The organism is Trichocoleus sp. DQ-A1, from assembly GCF_039961955.1.
In the GTDB taxonomy this organism is placed as follows: Bacteria; Cyanobacteriota; Cyanobacteriia; order Cyanobacteriales; family FACHB-T130; genus FACHB-T130.
The window spans coordinates 48,722-67,952 of sequence record NZ_JAMPKE010000010.1; the positions used below are offsets into that span (position 1 = coordinate 48,722).

Genomic DNA, 19,231 nt, shown 5'->3' on the forward strand with positions numbered 1-19,231 from the left:
TCTTCATTCTCAGATTTGTTGAAGCATAGTATCTTTAGTTAAGAACTAATCAGGGCAAAATAATGATAATACTTAACATTATTCTAATTTGTGCAGGTTTAGGGATTAGTAGTTGGTTACTTTTAAGTTATGGAAATGAGTTAGTTAAAGCGATAAATGTCTTGTTTTCAGGATTAGAATCTATATTTATGGTAATTATCGTTATTGTTTTTAAAACTGTAAAATCCCTAATAATTGGAGGAATTATTGCTCTACTCTGTGCTGGAATATTTAAAATAGCGGGTGCCCAGATAAGCCTTTTAAAAGTCGCTGCGATTACAGTAGGAATTATATGTTTCGCTTTTCTCATGCTTAAAACCTTCGTAGAAGAGTGGAGTAACTTTTACTGGAGTATCCGCAATGTGATTCGCAACAAATATCGCTAACGGTGAAAACATCTAGTTTCTAAACAGAGCAAACTAAGCTAAGATTTTGAAGATTGTCATCTTCCAGTTTTTCTTATGAGAATTGCCCAAATTGCACCGCTATGGGAACGAGTGCCACCTTTTCGCTACGGCGGGATTGAACTCATTGTCAGTTTACTAACTGATGAATTAGTTCGGCGCGGTCATCAGGTAACATTATTCGCCTCTGGAGACTCGATTACAAAAGCTCAGATGAAGTCAGTGCATAACCAAGCGCTGCGCTTAGATTCAAAGATTAAAGAGCCTGGAGTTTATGAGCTAATGATGCTCTCTCAGGTCTATCAACAGGCGCATCACTTTGATATTATTCACTCCCACGTCGGCTATGCAGCTCTGCCCTATACGCCTTTTGTGAAGACGCCGACCGTACACACCACACACGGCATTTTCACGCCAGATAATGAGAAAATATTCCGGCAATTTGCATGGGAGCCTTATATCAGTATCAGTGAAGCTCAGAGAGAACCCCGACTCGGTTTAAATTACATCCATACGGTCTACAACGGCATCGACCCAGCAGTATATCCCTTTCAGGAAAAAGCAATTGAACCGCCCTATCTAGCCTTTGTGGGGCGTATTTCCCCAGAAAAAGGTCCGGAAGGAGCAATAAAAATTGCTCGTGCCAGCGGCTATCCTTTAAAAATGGCAGGTAAGGTTGACCCGGTAGACAAAGTTTATTTTCATGAACAGATAAAACCGCTGATTGATGGCGAACAAATCCAATATCTCGGTGAAGTTTCTCACGAAGAAAAGGCGCAGTTACTAGGAGGTGCCACCGTGACGCTATTCCCGATTACCTGGCGGGAACCATTTGGCTTGGTAATGATTGAATCGATGGCAACGGGGACGCCGGTGATTGGAATGGCGATGGGTTCGGTGCCAGAAGTCATCGCGCATGGCAAGAGTGGATTTGTTTGTCACTCTCTGCAAGAAATGATTGACGCAATTCCACAAGCGATGACCTTAAACCGCCAGACGTGCCGAGACTACGTTTTGAATCGCTTTAGCGTCAAGACGATGGTGGATGAGTATGAACGAGCTTATCAAATGACGCTAATGGGGAATCCGGAAGGAGTAAAACACTAGCAAATTACTGATTTTTGGCATAAGTTTTTTCCTTGAATTTGATTAATTCTAAGGGATCTAAACCAGAGGGCGTCATCAATTCTTTTGCTAATAAATACCCGGCACAAGTCCAGGTTTGATGCCTTCTGGCTTCTCGACCAATTAAGTGACCGCTTTTCCCGTCATAATATTCAGGCCAATCTTCTTTTTGCAAACGTTTTCCAGCTTTTTCAATTGCTGCTTTTGCAAACTGCATATATTCTTCTTCTTTTGAATCTTGACCCAATTTTCGAGCGGCGGCTGCCCACATCCACATCAAAACAGGCCAACTTCCCCCATTGTGATACGACCAAGGACTATTTTTAGGATCGCAACCCGTCAAAATTCTCCAATCTTCGTCTTCTATGGCTGGATAACAGATTTTGAAAGGCATTTGTCCAATTAGCTCTTTATCTCGTTTTTCGATGAGATTCATGATTTTTTCGGACTGATCGTTGGTAACTAAGGAACAAACGATTGCCATCAAGTTACCAACCGAAAAGAATCGAAAATCCATCTGCGATGGGCCAATATTTCCAACTAAATAACCCCCGTCTTCTGGCAGCCATTCGTCTAAATTAGCATAAGGAATAGATGCGGCATAGATATTGTATTTGTTGATAGCGGTTGCCCCATATTCCTCAACATTGTACTGATAGGTTTGATTTAAACGATCCATATCCATCCAATACTCAGTCCGAATATGGTTAGCCAGAGAACCCAATCGTTTCTCTATCGCTGAGAGAATATCTTTATTGTTGTGATTTTTGCGGTCGAGTAGCTCATCAGCAGCACGCAAGGCAGCGTAGAATAGGACTTGGATTTCTAGTGGGTATCCATAGATGCCCATTCGACGGTCAATCATAAAAGCTCCATCGGGAACTAAGAGAGTAGGTTCTCGATCGAAGCGATCGCTAAAACAAAGTTCCAGAATTAATCTGATTCCTTCTTGGAAGTCGGCTTGATGGACTAAAGAGGTGTCGCCCGTCGCTTTCCAATAAGCCCGCAACAGGATAATCCACCAGAGGCTAGAATCAACTGGCGTGACTCTAGCGATCGCGTGCTGACCAAAATCGGGGTCTAAGTGTTCTTTGCCCTTCTTATTCTTAATAATTTTGAAGCTAGCTGGCATTAAAACTCGACCCGTATTCAAAAAAGTTTCGGATCTTTCTTGCTGGTGTAGTTCTAACGTTACTTCTAGAAAATTTTTGACAATTTCCTTGCCGTTGACTGTCACCTCTTTTTTGTTATCAAGTTGAACGGAAAATTCACCTTTAACTAAAAATAAAAGTGCTACTGGAACAAAATCACGAATAAAAACTTGGTCATAATTCAGCGTATCTCTACTAACTTTTTTGGGGATATTTATTTCATTTTTATCTTTTTTATAAGTATGAGCGGCTGGAGTTCCAACCAGCCGTCCTTTATAAGAGATAAGCGAATCCACCAGTATTTGTAATGCTTCTATTTCCAGTGCCTCTACTCCCATCAGATGCGAACCTCCTTAATTTCTAGAGCAATCTATTATACGAGATGCTGCTTCATCACAGACACTTTTAAGCCAGAGAATTGTGCAACATAATCCCTTAAATAGAGCGTACTATAGAATGCAGGGTGTGGTGTATTGTTGAATTTCCATTTAACGCCGTCATCCCCGCAAAGGGCATGATTGACCAGGTTGAGCGAAGAAAAAATCCGTCCGCAGTAAGAGAGTTGGAAAAAAATTGGAAATTTTGTTCTCTCCGAACGATAGAGCGGATCGTTGATTAGATTTGTAGAAGTATAAAAAGGGCACATTTGTCGAAACCTCGATCCTCTACTGAATATCAGTAGCGATGGGTAAGGTTTTAAATTAGATCGTGTGACCCTGATTAAAGCCTCACAAAGACCCTGTATTCTTGAGCAGAAACCTGATTCATGGCACCGGATATTCTTGAACTGGACGGAAAAACCTTTGTTCCCGCACAAGAGCTGCCCATTCCAGAGTGGCCTTGCGTTCTTGGCGATCGCCCCCAACCGACTCTTACTATTAAAGACAATGACCTGTTTTTAGTCACCGATACCCTGGGCAACATTGCCGGGTGTTTAGGCGATGACATGAATGCCAGCATGGGGCTTTTCTGCGCCGATACGCGGTTCCTTAGTCGCCTGGAACTGCAAATTAACGGACGCTCCCCCGTCTTGCTCAGTAGCACAGCTGACAAAGGATTTGCCCTTTCAGTTCTGTGTACCAATCCCAGCATGGACGGAGGAGAGCGATTAGAGGGAGGGGATAAATTAGAGCCAAATGAGCAAATTGACGGCGGGGCAATTTTTGACTTTGCACCTCTTCGAGCCGACACCATCGGAATTAACCGAGAAATTGTCCTAAATGGAGCGCTGTTTGAAGAATTAACTGTTTCCAACTACAGCACCAGTTCCATTCGCTTTCAACTGAGTCTCAGCTTTGATGCGGATTTTGTGGACTTATTTGTAGTCCGGGGGTACGGTCGAAAAAACAAGGGGCAGCTGTTACGAGCCGTGCCTAAAAGTCAAGCCGCAGAACCCGAAAAGCAAGAAATGACGCTCGCTTATCAAGGGTTGGATGGCTCTGTAATGGAATCGCACATCGAGTTTGTTCATCGCCAGCCAGACACTCTCAGTGGTTATACGGCAGTTTGGCAGCTGGAGATGGAGCCTCACGAAACTCAAAAACTGGGCTATCGGCTGCAAATGCGTACCAATAACCGTCCCACTTCTAGGGTATCTGCCCCAGTCACACTGGTACAGGCTAGAGCCGCAGAGTTATCGGAGCAGCAAGAGTGGCGTCAACACGTAACCGGGATTCGCTCAGACAAAAACACGTTTAATCGAGCGATCGAGCGAGCCGAGCAGGATACTTATTTACTACGCCAGTCTTTCGGCAAAGGGAAGGTACTCTCGGCTGGGGTGCCTTGGTTTTCGACGTTGTTTGGGCGCGACTCGATTATTGCGGCGTCGCAAACGCTGATGCTCGATCCTACAATTGCCCGCGAAACTCTTACGATCTTGGCTGAATACCAAGGGAAGACGGATAATGAGTGGCGCGATGAGCAGCCTGGGAAGATTTTGCACGAGCTGCGGTTGGGTGAAATGGCGCGTTGTGAAGAAATTCCCCATACACCTTATTACGGCACCGTAGATGCGACCCCGCTATGGTTAATGCTGTATGCGGAACACTTTGCCTGGACAGCCGATCGGGAAACCCTAGAGCTACTGTGGCCTAATGCCTTGGCAGCAATGGATTGGATTGACCGCAACAGCAAGGAAACGGGTTATCTCATCTACCAACGTCAATCGAAGCGGGGTCTGGCGAATCAGGGGTGGAAAGACTCTGGCGACTGTATTGTGAATCGCAAGGGGCAGATGGCGATGGGCGCGATCGCTCTTTGTGAAGTGCAAGCTTATGTCTATGCTGCCAAAATCCGTCTGGCAGAAATTGCCCGCATGAAGAAGCGCCTTGATTTAGCCGACAGGTGGCAAGATGAGGCGAGAGATTTGAAGAATCGCTTCAATCGGGATTTTTGGATGCCAGAGGAAGATTTCTGCGCCTTGGCTTTGGATGGCGACGGCAATCAGGTTGATAGTATTACTTCTAACCCCGGTCACTGTCTGTATTTGGGCATCTTGACACCAGAAAAAGCTTATAGCGTCGCGGAACGGCTACGGGCACCGGATATGTTCAACGGCTGGGGGATTCGCACCCTCAGTAGTTTGTCACCGGCTTATAATCCGATGGGCTATCATGTCGGTTCTGTGTGGCCTCACGACAATGCAATGATTGCGATGGGGGTGCGATCGCTCGGTCTAATCGATCAAGCGCTGGAACTTGCCAAAGCTTTAATGGATATGACTTTACAGCAACCTTATCAACGACCGCCAGAACTTTTCTGCGGTTACGAACGCACAGAAGATAACACCACGGTCAAATACCCGGTCGCTTGTTCTCCTCAAGCTTGGGCAACCGGCAGTATCTTCCAGTTGCTGCAAATGATGGTAAATTTAGTCCCCGATGCTCCCAATAACTGCTTGCGGATTATTGATCCTGCTTTGCCGGAGTCGATTAATCGTCTAGCGCTACAGAACTTGAGAGTGGGGCAGACTTTGCTGGATTTGGAATTTGAGCGTTCCGGCAATACCACTGCCTGTCGGGTTGCCAAAAAACGCGGTAATTTGCGGGTTGTGATTGAAGCTTGATTTAGAAGCTGGGTGGGGAATGCCCACCCAGCTCTATCAAGCTGATTGCCAGTCTCTAAAAAATCTTGCTAATTTTTTGAGTAAATTATCTGATTTTCCTTTTAAAATCCCGCTACTTCATGCTTCCTCAGAGGTTTCCCCATTGATACCGGGAGAAGATTTGTAGAGGGCGTCCAATTGTTCGCGGGCGTCTTCTACGGTCATGGAACGCATCACGAGAAGCGGTTCATTAATCGGGTTCCCGGCATCATCTAATAGTTCCGGGTGTGGGATTGACCCATAAGGAGAGCGAGAATCTCTAAATTGGGACTGCATCCCTGGTGGGTAGCGCCGTTGAGAATCCATACTACTGATGGTTAACAAGTTGCGGAGCATATTCCCTATAGCAAGAAACGCCAGAACAGTAAAGGCAATTAAATAAAGCAGGTGTAACATACGATTTTCCTCCAAGCCGCACAGTCTAATGGGATGTTCGTCAATAGGGGCTTTCGCATTCGTGGCGAAACGGTAATGCTTGCCCCCGGATTTTCCGTAAAAATGTTTCGCCCTTAGATTTACTTGTTCGTGGAAGTGGATTGCTCAGCGTGGAAGCGCATCGACACCTGCCAACACTCAGTAACCAACTGGTGCCACGGCATCAGAACTGACGTTTCAATGCCAACTTGAGCATCAGTCGCTTGAAAGAGCATCTGAGCGGTGCTGACTTCCGCGTGAGCAAGCTTGACTCGATCCAGTAAGTCGGATTGCTGTTGGGCACTTAAAAAAGTAATTTCTTCAGTTTCTAAGAGAGCGCGCGATCGCGCAAACCAATACTGAAAATCTTCTAAGAGCGGTTGTAATACCGTTTTCAGCAATTCATTTTCAGGCAAGTTGGAAGCAGCCATGAATCAAAAACCGAATACTATCTAAATTTAATCTTAACGTAGTTTACAATTCGTAATAATATTTTTAGATTCTCTTAAACAGCAATCGCATCGCCAGGGAAAAACAACCTCGGTATGATAGAGGCAGTAACACCCGATTAATTGCCCGTTTCTTCGTCCTTATGGAACCGCCGATGAGCGTCTCAGAATCTCCAGCGTCTCAAGAACAGCCAGAAAAAATGTATTTGCCCCGTACCAGCGAATCTGAATCGTTGAAGAAAATCCGTCACACCGCTTCCCACGTTATGGCAATGGCGGTGCAAAAGCTGTTTCCCAAAGCGCAGGTGACTATCGGCCCTTGGATTGAGAACGGCTTTTACTATGACTTTGATAATCCAGAGCCATTTACCGAAAAAGATTTGAAGTCCATCCAGAAAGAGATGGTCAAAATCATCAATCGGAAATTGCCAGTGATTCGGGAAGAAGTCAGTCGCGAGGAAGCTGAAGGTCGGATCAAGACAATTAATGAGCCTTACAAGCTAGAAATATTAGAAGACATTGAGGAACCAATTACCATCTACCACTTGGGGGATCAATGGTGGGATTTGTGTGCAGGCCCTCATTTGGAAAATACCAGTGAGTTGAACCCGAAGGCAATCGAACTAGAAAGTGTTGCCGGTGCTTATTGGCGGGGGGATGAAACGAAAGCTCAACTCCAGCGCATTTATGCCACCGCTTGGGAAACGCCAGAACAGCTGGCTGAATATAAGCGCCGCAAGGAAGAAGCGCTACGCCGAGATCACCGCAAACTCGGCAAAGAACTGGGACTCTTTATTTTCTCAGATCCGGTGGGGCCGGGGTTACCGCTGTGGACGCCGAAAGGAACGGTGTTGCGAAGTGTTTTAGAAGACTTCCTGAAGCAGGAACAGCTGAAACGGGGATATCAGCAGGTGGTGACGCCTCACATTGCCAGAGTCGATTTATTCAAAACTTCCGGACATTGGCAGAAATACAAAGAGGATATGTTCCCGCTGATGGCGGAAGATGAGCAGGCGGCGGCGATAGAACAGGGATTCGTCCTGAAGCCGATGAATTGCCCCTTCCACATCCAAATCTATAAGAGCGAGTTGCGTTCCTATCGGGAACTGCCGATGCGTCTGGCGGAATTTGGCACCGTCTACCGTTACGAGCAATCTGGGGAACTGGGCGGCTTAACGCGGGTGCGCGGTTTCACGGTGGATGATTCTCACTTATTCGTGACGCCAGAACAGCTAGACAGCGAATTCCTGAAAGTGGTGGATTTGATTCTGTCGGTGTTCAAGAGTCTGCAACTGAAAAACTTCAAGGCGCGACTCAGTTTCCGCGATCCGGCTTCAGATAAGTACATTGGTTCCGATGAAGCGTGGGAGAAGTCTCAAGGTGCGATTCGCCGCGCCGTGGAAACCCTGGGCATGAACTACTTTGAAGGCATTGGCGAAGCAGCATTTTATGGTCCTAAACTGGATTTTATCTTTAGCGATGCCCTAGACCGCGAGTGGCAACTGGGTACTGTCCAAGTGGATTACAACCTGCCAGAACGGTTTGATTTGGAATATGTGGCGGAGGATGGTTCCCGGAAGCGTCCGGTGATGATTCACCGCGCTCCCTTTGGCTCCTTGGAACGGCTCATCGGGATCTTGATTGAAGAGTATGCGGGGGATTTCCCGCTGTGGTTAGCGCCAGTCCAAGCGCGATTGCTGACGGTGAGCGATGCCCAGTTGCCTTTTGCTCAGGAAGTGGCACAGAAGATGCGATCGCTTGGTATTCGCGTTGAAGTCGATACCAGTGGCGATCGCATGGGCAAAATGATTCGCAATGCCGAAAAGGACAAGATCCCTGTCATGGCGGTGGTAGGGGCGAAAGAGCTGGAATCAAATAGCCTGAGTATTCGCACCCGCGCGGCTGGCGATGTGGGGGTCATTCCTGTAGAAGAAGTGTTGGAGAAGATGAAAAACGCGATCGCTAACTTCGACAATTTTTAAGAAGTTGCCAGTTCATAGTTCATATAGGGGCACTCCAAAAGAGTGCCCTTTTTCAATTGGGTGCATCTCAATAACAGCAAAAATGCCACCCCAGCCCAGTCTCTCTTTGCTTGCAAAGAGGGGTTAAATCTTTCCCCCTCTCCGTGGACGGAGAGGGGCTGGGGGTGAGGTTCCGCCTTTATATTGCACGCTATAAATCCGTTTAATATTGATATTTTTCAGCTTCCCAGTGCCTGCCGATTCCAACATTTTTTAGAGTGCTGGTTTGGGAAATGTAACCAATAGATTGCTAATCCCGATAACAAATACATAGAGTACAACCGCACCCGCAAGCGTTACCGCAGTGTAGGCGGTTGCTTTATTTTTCGGGCATTTCATCACAATCGGCAATCCCAGATATAGCAGATATACGCTATACAACCCAGCAAGAAATGCGAAAATCGTGAAACTTGGGATGATACGGAGGATACCGGCTAACCAGGCAGGTGTGTTGGCATAAGCAGCAACTTTAAGAGCTTGTAGCTGATTTTTCTCGGCTGAAAATTGAGGAGCGAAAGCATTAATAATCAACGACAAGAAAAATACGCTTAATAGTGTTAGTAAAAAGCTAACACCTGCATATAAAATAGCTGGCACTAAGGGCAACCGAGACGTAACGATACTAGAGGTATTGATGCCGATAACTGCCCAACCAACGGCTGCGGCGATTGGAGCGATCGCTGCCAGAGGAGCAATATAGGTGTTATACAATCTAGCGCTAGAGGTTGTTTCTTTTGCGATCGCTCGCCACTCACTTTTGGGGTGCAACAGGATATTTGGAATGCGCTTAATTAAGTTCATTTTTTACTTTGTTTTATTGATTTGATGTAGCAGAACTGATTTTAAGCCCCAATCCAGCTAAACACTATATATCTTCCCAATTATTAGGATTTCACCCTTTTGTCAGATGCTGCCAGCGCAGATATTAGTTAAATCAATATCCATTTAAATATTCCTTTAGCAAGAGGATTTAAGAGGTTGACAAAAGGTATGCTAAAAAGGGTTTTGTCTTAACTCTCTGGCTAGGTAGGATCTAGCTAAGGTGGAGGTGGTAAAAAAGCGATCGCCCTGGTAAAACATCCGAATCATATGGGATTTCACGGTTGCGGGGATGTTTTCTTGCTGTCATGAATTTGATGAATGAGGGCAAAAGCACGCGAAGCCTAGAGACGAATCAAAGATTTACCTTCCTGCACGCAAATAGGGTGCCGGTAGTAGCGATTGGTGAATTTTGACTGTACCGCAAAAGGCGCGGCAACTTGTGTGAAGGCAATTTGTGTCAAATAAATCCCGTTGCGAGGCGGCGATGTGATACCGAATACAGTTCTGGCGGGAATCCTAAGTGAAGGAGCAACTGCTTTTCGCAAAATCTATTTGGTAATAGAGGAATTGCAAATGCAAGTATGCGATCGCCCACTGCAATACACCGCAATAATACACAGGTTGACCCATGCCAACAAAGGGATTGCTTAGCTTAGAATCTGTCATCGATCGTCGTCCTCTGACTGTATCGGCTGACACCCCACTGATGGACGCGATCGCCATGATGGGCAAAGCGAAAAGCAGTTGCGTACTTCCTAGTTTGAAGATACCCCCAGAAGCAGTGCTAATGAGCGAGGCACGAGCTAGCGCTGTCTTTGTAGTAGAAGGGTTGCAGTTAATCGGAGTGTTTACCCACACAGATGCTATCCAGGTAATCGCCTCAGGAATCAATTTAGCAGAAGTCAAGATTGCCTCGGTGATGACGCAGCCGAGCATCGCTCTGACTGAATCTGACACAGAGAATATTTTCACAGCATTGTCAATCCTGCGCCAGCATCAAATTCGCCACCTACCTGTTATAGACGCGCAAAGGCAAGTGGTGGGCACTATCACCCTCGAAAGTATTCGCCAAGCACTGCCCCTCGATGAGCTAATCAAATCGCAGCCTTTGACAGAAGTGATGACTGCCCCAGTTATTCAAGCACCGGCGACGGCTTCGGCGCTGAGCTTAGCTCAATTAATGGCAGAACACCAGGTCAATTGTGTTGTGCTTACAGAAGAAAGTTCCGAGTCGAGTTCTATTGAAAACTCAAAACTTCAACCCGATCCCTTGAGCGAAGCAAAGGTTCAACACTCAAAACTTCCTACGCATCGCTACACTAACAAAACTCAAAACGTGCGACCTACCGCTACGCTAACAACCCTCCTGAAGCCAGTAGGGATTGTCACCGAACGGGACATCATCGATCTTCAGGCTCTCAGCCTGGATTTATCGCAGATACAGGCGTTTAGGGTAATGAGGGCATCCGTGTTGTCTTTAAGCCCCTCAGATTCAGTGTTAGTTGCCCTTTGGGAAATGCAGCAGCACCAGGTGCAGCGAGTTGTGGTGTCGGAGAATCCCAGGGAGCTGTTAGGTATTGTTACCCAAACCAGTTTTTTGCAAACGCTCGATCTCACACAAATATCTACAGCAGTAGAGCAATTGCAGCAATCGATCGAGCAGTTTGAAGCCGAATCCTCTCTCCCCCCGCACAATGAAACCCTAGAACCTCAAGGACAGGAAAGCCCAGCGGAACTGTTGGAACAGCTTGAGCGCAATCGCCTGTTAACCACAATTGCCCTCCGCATTCATCAATCACTCGATTTGGACGAAATTCTGAACACCGCCGTCGCTGAAGTGCGGCAATTTCTCCAAACTGACCGCGTGATTATCTACCGTTTTAATCCAGATATGAGTGGCACTGTCGTTGTCGAATCGGTCGCTGAGGGCTGGCAACCTGCTCTAAGTAGCACAATTCACGACAATTGCTTTGGGAAGAATTATGCCCAAGCCTACAAAAAAGGGCGTATTCAAGTCACAGCAGATATTTATACCACCGGGTTAACCCAATGTCATATTGATATCCTGGCTTTGTATGATATCCGAGCGAGTCTCGTGGTTCCGATTCTGCAAGGAGAACATTTGTGGGGTCTGCTGTGCGCCTATCACTGTTCGGGGCCCAGGCGGTGGCGGGAGTTTGAGATTGATTTGCTCAAACAATTGTCAACGCAAGTAGCGATCGCAATTCAGCAGTCTGAACTTTATCAGCAAGTACAAGCTGAACTCGCCGAACGCAAACGAGCAGAAGAGCAACTCAAGGCTTCGCTTAAAGAAAAAGAGGTGCTACTGAAGGAAATTCACCACCGCGTCAAAAACAATTTACAGATTATTTCTAGTCTGTTAAAGCTGCAATCTGCCTATACCAAAGAGGAACAGGTTCTGGGAATGTTCAAGGACAGTCAGAATCGCATTCGCTCGATGGCTCTGATTCACGAAAAATTGTATCAGTCCAAAGACCTATCTAGGATAGACTTTGCTGAGTATATTCGCGACCTGGCAGGAAATTTACTTCGTTCCTACAAAGCAAGCTCTCAGGCAATTACGCTGACAACAAACGTTAATGACATTAACCTAAACATTGATACAGCGATTCCTTGTGGTCTAATTATCAATGAATTAATGTCCAATTCCTTAAAACACGCTTTTCCAACGCCCAGTATCGATAAGGAAATTTGTATTAATATTTACTCAAACGGCAATCATCAATTTATTTTGAACGTCAGTGACAACGGAATCGGTTTCCCGAAAGACTTGGACTTCCGGAATACTGAATCCTTGGGGTTGGAGTTAGTCTGCACCCTCACTGAACAATTAGACGGGACTATCGAACTTGATAGTCGTAGAGGGACAAGCTTTTTTATCACATTTTCAGAAATCGGCAACATTAGGAAGACATAAATAAAAAAAATGGCAAAGGCAAAAATCTTAGTAGTTGAAGATGAAAGAATTGTTGCCAAGGATATCGTAAAAAGCTTGCAACGCTTAGGATATAACGTTGTTGCTTCTGTGGCTTCGGGAGAGGAGGCAATTCAAAAAGTATCAGAAATTCAGCCCGATTTAGTATTAATGGATATTATGTTGAAAGGGCAAATGGATGGAATAGAGACCACTGAAGAAATTCATAAAAACTTTGATATTCCAGTAATTTATTTAACTGCTTACGCTGACAAACAAACACTGGAAAGAGCCAAAGTCACAGATCCATTTGGCTATATAATTAAACCCTTTGATGAAAGAGATTTACATACTACGATTGAAATCGCACTTCGCAGACATTTAGCCGAAGCAGCAACTCGCGTGGCTCTTGAAAAAGAAAAACAATTAAGCGAACTCAAATCTCGCTTTTGGTTCATGGTTGCCCACGAATTCCGTAACCCGCTAACCGCAATTTTATCTTCTGCTGAATTACTGGAATCTTATAGTCACGAATTAACAGAACTTAGAAGGCGTGAGTATTTCTATCTTATTCAAACATCAGTTCATTCGCTGAACAATTTGTTAAATGAAGTTTTAGAGTTTGGAAAAGCAGACGAAGGAAAACTAGAATGCAAGCCAAAACCCCTGGATTTAGTATGTTTTTGCCGAGATTTGGTAGAACATGTGCAATTCAGCTCTGGTTCAAAGCATAGAATTATTTTCACCAATGAAGGTGACTGTGATGATGCTTGTTTGGATGAAAAACTACTACGGCATATATTTAGCAATTTGTTGGTAAATGCTATCAAATATTCACCCCAAGGCAGCAATATCTACTTTGAACTTTTGTGTGAGAATGGAGAGGCAGTTTTTCAGGTAAAAGACAACGGAATTGGCATTCCTCCAGCCGATCGAGAACTATTGTTTGAATCATTTCATCGAGCGGCAAATGTGAGTAATATTCCCGGTCATGGGCTAGGGCTAACGATTGTCAAAAAATGTTTAGACTTACAGAGTGGAGAGATTGCTGTAAATAGTGAAGTTGGAGTGGGGACTACTTTTACAGTCATGCTGCCATTGAACATCTGCGTAATGCCGGAAAAAAATGTTCCTTCATAGATAGCAGGCTGTTAAACGGTAGAGTCTATAATAGTCTATTTCGCAATTCGTTGAGATGCATCCTGTTTCTACCGTTACCGTCAGCGTTCCAGCCACAACTGCTAACTTGGGGCCGGGTTTTGATTGCATAGGCGCAGCTTTAACGCTGTACAACCAGTTCAAGTTCACACGCCTGGAAGCGGATGCTGTAACACGACTCAGCATTACGGTCGAGGGAACAGAAGCTGCACGAGTCAACACGGGTGCTGATAATCTGGTTTACCAGTCATTTGTGAAATTGTACGAGCATATCGGGAAAACGCCACCGCCTGTGCAGATTGAGATCGAGCTGGGTGTGCCCCTGGCAAGAGGACTGGGGAGTTCGGCGACGGCAATTGTGGGAGGTTTGGTGGGTGCGAACTGTCTGGCTGGGGCACCTCTAGATGAAAATGAGGTGGGAAGAATCGCGATCGCTCTGGAAGGACATCCTGATAATGTGGTTCCAGCACTGTTGGGGGGGTGTCGTCTAGCAGCGACGGGTTTGAGTGACGAACCGCACAGACACGGAGAAAGCAAAGAAGAATGGGCAATTTGTGAGATTCCTTGGCATTCTGAGATTGTGCCAGTAGTCGCGATTCCGGATTTTGAACTTTCAACTGAAGAAGCGCGGCGAGTTTTACCAACTCAGTACAGTCGTGCTGATGCAATTTTTAATACAGCTCATCTGGGTTTATTGTTGCGAGGGTTGGAAACCGGCAGGGGTGACTGGTTGCGAGTTGCGATGCAAGACCGAATCCATCAGCCTTATCGGACAGCGTTGATTCGAGGATATGATGCTGTACGCTCGGCAGCAATGGCTTCTGGTGCTTTTGGGATGGTAATTAGTGGTGCGGGACCAACTTTATTAGCTTTAGCAGAGGCGGCGTTGGCACCGACAGTTGTGGAGGCAATGGCGGCGGCTTGGAAGGATGAGGGAATTATGGCACAAGTGCGATCGCTCTCGATTGACACCCACGGGGCGAAAACCTCTAATATTTCCTAAATTGGTCACTCAGATTTTTGCGTAACTGCTGAATTTGTCGAGATTGATTTCTAGGTCCTGAAACAAAAACGAGAACTTTATCCCCTTCAGGCGCACAAATTAAATAAGCTGACAGATTCCCAAATCGTCCGTAAGCTGCTTCTGTGATAACTCCTGTCTCTTGGGCATTACTACTTTTCAGGAATTCAAGCGCATTATCCAGACAGTTGTTCTGGCTGGTATCGTCTCTCCGATTCGTCACTCGGCTGACACTGTTGGTTTCATTGATTTCAATCCATTCGCTCCAGTTACTTGTAGTCATATCCGCTAAAGCAGGCATTGACTCATTTAGCAATCCCGTTTCCATACTTAAAATTGTGGCAATGACTAAAAACGAATTTGCTGTCTTTTTAAGACTAATTCGGTTCAACATAAGTTAGGTCAACAAACGGGTGAATTAATGTCGAGTAATCGTAACCCTGTAAATTGATTCACAAAATGCCAGAAGTTTTACGGAACTATTCACCTAAGTTAGGAAAGTAATTATGGAGCCAATTCAAGTAGAAATTGAAGCGATTCGCACTCAGATTGAGGCGCTCAAAGAAGAACGCGCCATCCTGAAAGTCGATCCAGTATTGCCAAGCTATAACACGCCAGAAGCAATCGTTGAGGCTTATCGTCGTCATGCTAGAGAAACAGCACAAATCTCTGCTGAAGTCAAGGGAATCGATGATGCGATCGCTGCCTTGGAAGCTAAATTGAAGGAGATCGGGCGATCGCAAGGATTGCAAGAGTTATTGCAGGGGCGGACACAACATCCTCTCGCAGAGCAGGTAGAGGAAGGAAAACAACGCGCTCAGGATCGCGCTGAACGAATTAACGAACTGGCGGAGGAACTGAAGCAGGAAGTGCAAGCGCTCAAGGCGATCGCTGATGAGATTAGTCCCAGTTATTGGCAGTTATACAACAGACCTTTCATTACTGGATTCAGCAAAATTTCGGTTCCCTACGTCCGCTCGGATAGCACTGTGTGGATGATTACGAATCAAGTCGTGTGAACGGGAAAAACATCTCTCTTAACCCCTCTCCGATTCGGAGAGGGGCTTTGAAGATAGCTTGCGCCCCTTAGAAAGGTAGGAAGGGGTGGACGGTTAGGTCTGGGAGCGCTGGCTATTTTTCCAGGTTCGCCAGTGTTTCCGGTAAAGCCAATCGCTTTTGTACAGGATAATTCCGCTGCTCAATTAAGCGCTGCAATTCTTTAACGCGCCTACCAGGGGCAGGATGGGAGGTCAAGAAATCAAAGTCTGCACCCCTTTTGCGACTCATTCGAGCAAAAAAGTCGGTTGCACCCGCAACATGACCGTAAGTTTGTTGCAACAATGTTAAGCCAAACTCATCCGCCTCAGATTCCTGAGATTGAGAGAATCGGGAACTGCTAACAGCTTGAACACCCGTCGCCGCTGCCGATGATAACCCAGCAGCATCCCCAAAGACAGTAGCGATCGCAATGGGTAACAGTAGTTGTCGCACCAACGCCCGTAAATGATCGCGGTGGGCGAAATGCCCCAATTCATGCCCCAACACCATCATCAGCTCATTTTCCGATTCCGTCTGTTTCAGCAAACCGGCGTAGATGATAATGCGATCGCCCGGTAGCGCCAGCGCATTCACCGTATTATCAGGTACATATAGCACCCGATAATCTCGCGCTTGGCGCTGCTCGGAAGGTAACTTTGTCTCCAGCCTATCGAGCAGTTGATTTAGCGTATCTTGAGCCGGTGAGGGCTTCGCCAAGCGCTCATAAGCCGGGACAATGACGGCACCCAACTGTCGCTCTACGCTGGGAGGAATTACCCACACCAAGCTATTAATAAACAACCCCAGCAGCCAAATAACGCCGACGATAAATCCAATAAACAGCCCTAAGAGAATCAGTAACTGACGGTTATTGGGAGGTGGGTTGCGATCGCTTGATGTTGCAGTTCCAGACACTTCAGGCTTGCTCCAAAAACGCTATTGTTACTGCATTGCCTAGTTGCATCCGTTATAGCAATGCATTGACCTTCTTTCTAAACTTGCATCGTGAGTTACCTGCACGCGATCGCAATTCTCTATTTAGATGCCGTACAGTTCACCCCCACCCCATTTACCCACAGAGGTTCAATATTCTCCCCTCTCCGTTCACGGAGAGGGGTTGGGGGTGAGGTTCCTTTCGATAATTGTCCTTAAGTAAGAACCGACATAACGCGACCGTCTAAAAGTTCTATTTCGTGCAGTTACAGCAAGATTCAGCTTAGTTACTACTCTTCACTGGACGGAACGGATTCAAGAAATTTATCAGTGCATAAAGCTCACGCGACTGAATCCATAAACGCCCTTGACCCCGGAAGCGACAAACTAATCCTTCCCCGCCCAAAATTCCAGTTCTCAGCCCTTTAAATGACAAGCCTCCCAACATTTCGACATTGTATTGTAACGAGTCTTCAAACGCCACAATATAGCCCGTATCTACTACATAATCACCGGCAACTGGAATTTCTACAATTGCTCCATAAGAACTAAACCAGATATCTCCTTGACCTGTTGCTCTCAGTAAAAATAACGACTCCCCACTAAAGAAGCCTTTAAAACCTTGAAACTTAGTATCAATTTCGACACTAGGATTTGCTGCAACAAAACCCGAAGATTGCACCATTAATCCATTGCCACTCAAGTAGTAATGTTGAATATCTCCAGGGACTCCAGGCGAAACATAGAGTTGTCCTGCCCTTCCTTCAGCGGTAAATTCACTCAAAAATAAAGATTCACCGCCTAGCATCCGACCGATCCCTTGCATTAAGCCACCTTTGACTTTGGACTTCATTTTAATGCAGGTATCCATTGCTGCCATTGCACCCGATTCTACTAAAACAGTTTGATTTGCTTGTAAGTCGAGGCGCAGGGAAGCATAGGCTGGGGAATGCTCAATCTCGTAGGCAATCTCATTCATAATTATCCTTTGCTAATTACTAATTGAAGGATTGGTAATCGTTCAAAATCCATTTATTAATGACAAATTACCACTCTTTATCGCGGCGGCAGCTGAGAACCGACTAGCACCCCGAAGGCACCCGGATTGTGAGTTTGGCAAAATACTCGACCTTGTCCTTGAAACCGACAAACAAATCCTTCTCCGCCCAAAAACGAACCAATTAAACTGGAAGTTGCTTTTCTAATTTCAAACTTCAGGCTTTTCTCAAACGCCACAATATGTCCCGTGTCAACGATATATTCGCCATTCACAGGAATTTCATAAATCGCCCCAAAGGAAGAAAGCAGAACAGAGCCATGACCGCTGACATTTAACCAAAAAATTGATTCCCCAGAGAACAAAGATTTCAAGCCTTGAAATCCTAATTCAATATCAACATCTGACTCGCTAGCAAGGTAAGAAGCCGATTGCACGACTAACCCAGATCCAGTCATTTCATAAAGCAAAATATCACCCATCAATTTGGGAGCTAAAAATACTTCACCTCCAGCCGTAGGAGAGCGAAAAACGCTCAAGAACAACGACTCCCCTGCAACCATACGTTTCAGTCCGCCTAAAATTCCGCCGCCTTTTCCTTGCCGTAAAGTCGTACTGGCATTGATATAACCGCTCATGGCAATCATCCTGCCAGCTTCGGCGACTAATTCTTCACCGGCACCGAGAGTAACGCGAGCGATCGCGCTATCCGGTTGATGTAAAACTTCCACATCCATCGCTTCAAATCCTCTTGATTTATGTAATCAGTAATTAGGCGAAAAAACGATTATTGAGTAGCTTTATTAACGGAATTTAGGACGTAAATACCCAACCAAACCACCAACACTGCGAGATTGTAAATAAATTTCACCTTGCCCCGTCAGCCGGTTGACTAAACCTTCCCCCGACGTGACAGAACCGAGCAAGCCACCTGCAAGTCCAACACTCATTTTGATGCCAGGTTCGTAGGCAACTAAGTGACCGCTATCAACCACAAATTCACCCGTTATTCGTTTTTGAATGATGCCACCATAAGCACCGAAAAACACCTGACCTTGACCGCTTAACTTCAGCTTAAACAGCCCTTCTCCTGAGATCCAGCTCTTAAAACCTGCCCACTGAACTCCCATATTCACGCCTGGACTATGGGCAATATAAGCACCTGGTTGAAAGCAAATTTCTCGTCCGCCCCGCAAGTCAATACAAGCAATATCGCCAATCGTAGATTGAGTTAATACTAAATTCAGAGGTTGCTGTGTATTGTTGGTGAAGACATTCACAAATAGGGATTCCCCACCAAAGAATTTCTTCAGCAATCCGGAGATTAAACCCCCCGAAAATTCCGTCTTTACAGACAACTTGGCATCCATACTGGTCATGGCTCCTGCCTCAGCAGTGAGGCTATCACCGGGATTCAGGATGACAAAAATAGAGGCAAAGGCTGGTTTATAGCGAATTTCGTACTTCACTGACAAATCTCCTGCTTGTGGAGGATGCAAACCTATACAAGTCTGGCAGAAGTTTTTCCGGTATCCAGATTTTTTTAAGAAAAAGCAATAAGTCGCTCCTGAGCAGATAAAATGCCTGGACGCTGGATTGAGGGCATTATCTAGCTTGGGGG

Annotated in this window: 17 protein-coding genes; 8 read left to right on the forward strand and 9 right to left on the reverse strand. The window is 45.7% G+C overall.

All coding sequences use genetic code 11. From position 1 onward, the window contains the following. Nucleotides 1-62: 62 nt before the first annotated feature. Both NDI33_RS12185 and NDI33_RS12190 read left to right on the forward strand, forming a co-directional pair. Nucleotides 63-425: a hypothetical protein gene (locus NDI33_RS12185; protein ID WP_190674850.1), complete on the forward strand. Its 363-nt coding sequence runs from the start codon at nt 63-65 to the stop codon at nt 423-425. A gap of 75 nt (nt 426-500) precedes the next feature. Then, entirely contained in the window at nt 501-1,550 is a 1,050-nt protein-coding gene (locus NDI33_RS12190) for a glycosyltransferase family 4 protein (RefSeq protein ID WP_190411614.1), read from the forward strand. 4 nt (nt 1,551-1,554) lie between these two features. On the opposite strand, the gene NDI33_RS12195 is transcribed toward NDI33_RS12190, so the two are convergent. Further along, nucleotides 1,555-3,057 carry a glycoside hydrolase 100 family protein gene (locus NDI33_RS12195; protein ID WP_190674852.1) on the reverse strand — a complete coding sequence of 501 codons (1,503 nt, stop codon included), beginning with the start codon at nt 3,055-3,057 and terminating at the stop codon, nt 1,555-1,557. Nucleotides 3,058-3,485: 428 nt separating this feature from the next. On the opposite strand from NDI33_RS12195, the gene NDI33_RS12200 reads away from it, so the two are divergent. Then, the gene (locus NDI33_RS12200) at nt 3,486-5,783 is read left to right on the forward strand and encodes an amylo-alpha-1,6-glucosidase (RefSeq protein WP_190411612.1); all 2,298 of its coding nucleotides are present in this window, start codon (nt 3,486-3,488) and stop codon (nt 5,781-5,783) included. 117 nt (nt 5,784-5,900) lie between these two features. Here the strand turns inward: NDI33_RS12200 and NDI33_RS12205 are convergent, their stop codons facing one another. Both NDI33_RS12205 and NDI33_RS12210 read right to left on the reverse strand, forming a co-directional pair. Then, nucleotides 5,901-6,218 carry a DUF2973 domain-containing protein gene (locus NDI33_RS12205; protein ID WP_190432497.1) on the reverse strand — a complete coding sequence of 106 codons (318 nt, stop codon included), beginning with the start codon at nt 6,216-6,218 and terminating at the stop codon, nt 5,901-5,903. Between the two features lie 119 nt (nt 6,219-6,337). Then, nucleotides 6,338-6,667, reverse strand: coding sequence for a DUF2605 domain-containing protein (locus NDI33_RS12210; RefSeq protein ID WP_190411610.1), 330 nt, complete (start codon nt 6,665-6,667; stop codon nt 6,338-6,340). A 173-nt stretch (nt 6,668-6,840) separates the two neighbouring features. Between NDI33_RS12210 and thrS the strand changes: the two genes are divergently transcribed. Further along, nucleotides 6,841-8,667, forward strand: a complete 1,827-nt coding sequence (gene thrS, locus NDI33_RS12215) for a threonine--tRNA ligase (RefSeq protein ID WP_190411609.1) — start codon at nt 6,841-6,843, stop codon at nt 8,665-8,667. 252 nt (nt 8,668-8,919) lie between these two features. Here the strand turns inward: thrS and NDI33_RS12220 are convergent, their stop codons facing one another. Continuing rightward, complete coding sequence (locus tag NDI33_RS12220; protein WP_190674855.1) at nt 8,920-9,507, reverse strand: Yip1 family protein; 588 nt, start codon at nt 9,505-9,507, stop codon at nt 8,920-8,922. Nucleotides 9,508-10,156: 649 nt separating this feature from the next. On the opposite strand from NDI33_RS12220, the gene NDI33_RS12225 reads away from it, so the two are divergent. Genes NDI33_RS12225 through thrB form a run of 3 tightly spaced genes read left to right on the forward strand, consistent with a single transcriptional unit; the run spans nt 10,157 to nt 14,624 of the window. Beyond that, nucleotides 10,157-12,466, forward strand: coding sequence for a CBS domain-containing protein (locus tag NDI33_RS12225; RefSeq protein ID WP_190674858.1), 2,310 nt, complete (start codon nt 10,157-10,159; stop codon nt 12,464-12,466). Between the two features lie 9 nt (nt 12,467-12,475). Continuing rightward, nucleotides 12,476-13,603, forward strand: coding sequence for an ATP-binding protein (locus NDI33_RS12230; RefSeq protein WP_190432509.1), 1,128 nt, complete (start codon nt 12,476-12,478; stop codon nt 13,601-13,603). 55 nt (nt 13,604-13,658) lie between these two features. After that, nucleotides 13,659-14,624 (forward strand): homoserine kinase, encoded by a 966-nt coding sequence (gene thrB / locus NDI33_RS12235; RefSeq protein WP_190432511.1) that lies wholly within the window; start codon nt 13,659-13,661, stop codon nt 14,622-14,624. On the opposite strand, the gene NDI33_RS12240 is transcribed toward thrB, so the two are convergent. Continuing rightward, complete coding sequence (locus tag NDI33_RS12240; RefSeq protein WP_190429155.1) at nt 14,611-15,036, reverse strand: hypothetical protein; 426 nt, start codon at nt 15,034-15,036, stop codon at nt 14,611-14,613. The genes thrB and NDI33_RS12240 overlap by 14 nt on opposite strands. A 112-nt stretch (nt 15,037-15,148) precedes the next feature. Here NDI33_RS12240 and NDI33_RS12245 point away from each other — a divergent pair, with 112 nt between their 5' ends. After that, the gene (locus tag NDI33_RS12245; RefSeq protein ID WP_190411603.1) at nt 15,149-15,661 is read left to right on the forward strand and encodes a hypothetical protein; all 513 of its coding nucleotides are present in this window, start codon (nt 15,149-15,151) and stop codon (nt 15,659-15,661) included. 112 nt (nt 15,662-15,773) lie between these two features. On the opposite strand, the gene NDI33_RS12250 is transcribed toward NDI33_RS12245, so the two are convergent. The 4 genes from NDI33_RS12250 to NDI33_RS12265 form a co-directional block, all read right to left on the reverse strand. Then, on the reverse strand, nt 15,774-16,595 hold the full coding sequence (locus NDI33_RS12250) for a M48 family metalloprotease (protein ID WP_190674862.1): 822 nt from the start codon (nt 16,593-16,595) through the stop codon (nt 15,774-15,776). Between the two features lie 301 nt (nt 16,596-16,896). After that, on the reverse strand, nt 16,897-17,595 hold the full coding sequence (locus tag NDI33_RS12255) for a TIGR00266 family protein (RefSeq protein ID WP_347275876.1): 699 nt from the start codon (nt 17,593-17,595) through the stop codon (nt 16,897-16,899). Nucleotides 17,596-17,669: 74 nt separating this feature from the next. After that, nucleotides 17,670-18,347, reverse strand: coding sequence for a TIGR00266 family protein (locus NDI33_RS12260; RefSeq protein WP_190674867.1), 678 nt, complete (start codon nt 18,345-18,347; stop codon nt 17,670-17,672). A gap of 66 nt (nt 18,348-18,413) precedes the next feature. Then, nucleotides 18,414-19,079: a TIGR00266 family protein gene (locus NDI33_RS12265; RefSeq protein ID WP_190674871.1), complete on the reverse strand. Its 666-nt coding sequence runs from the start codon at nt 19,077-19,079 to the stop codon at nt 18,414-18,416. Nucleotides 19,080-19,231: the final 152 nt, after the last annotated feature.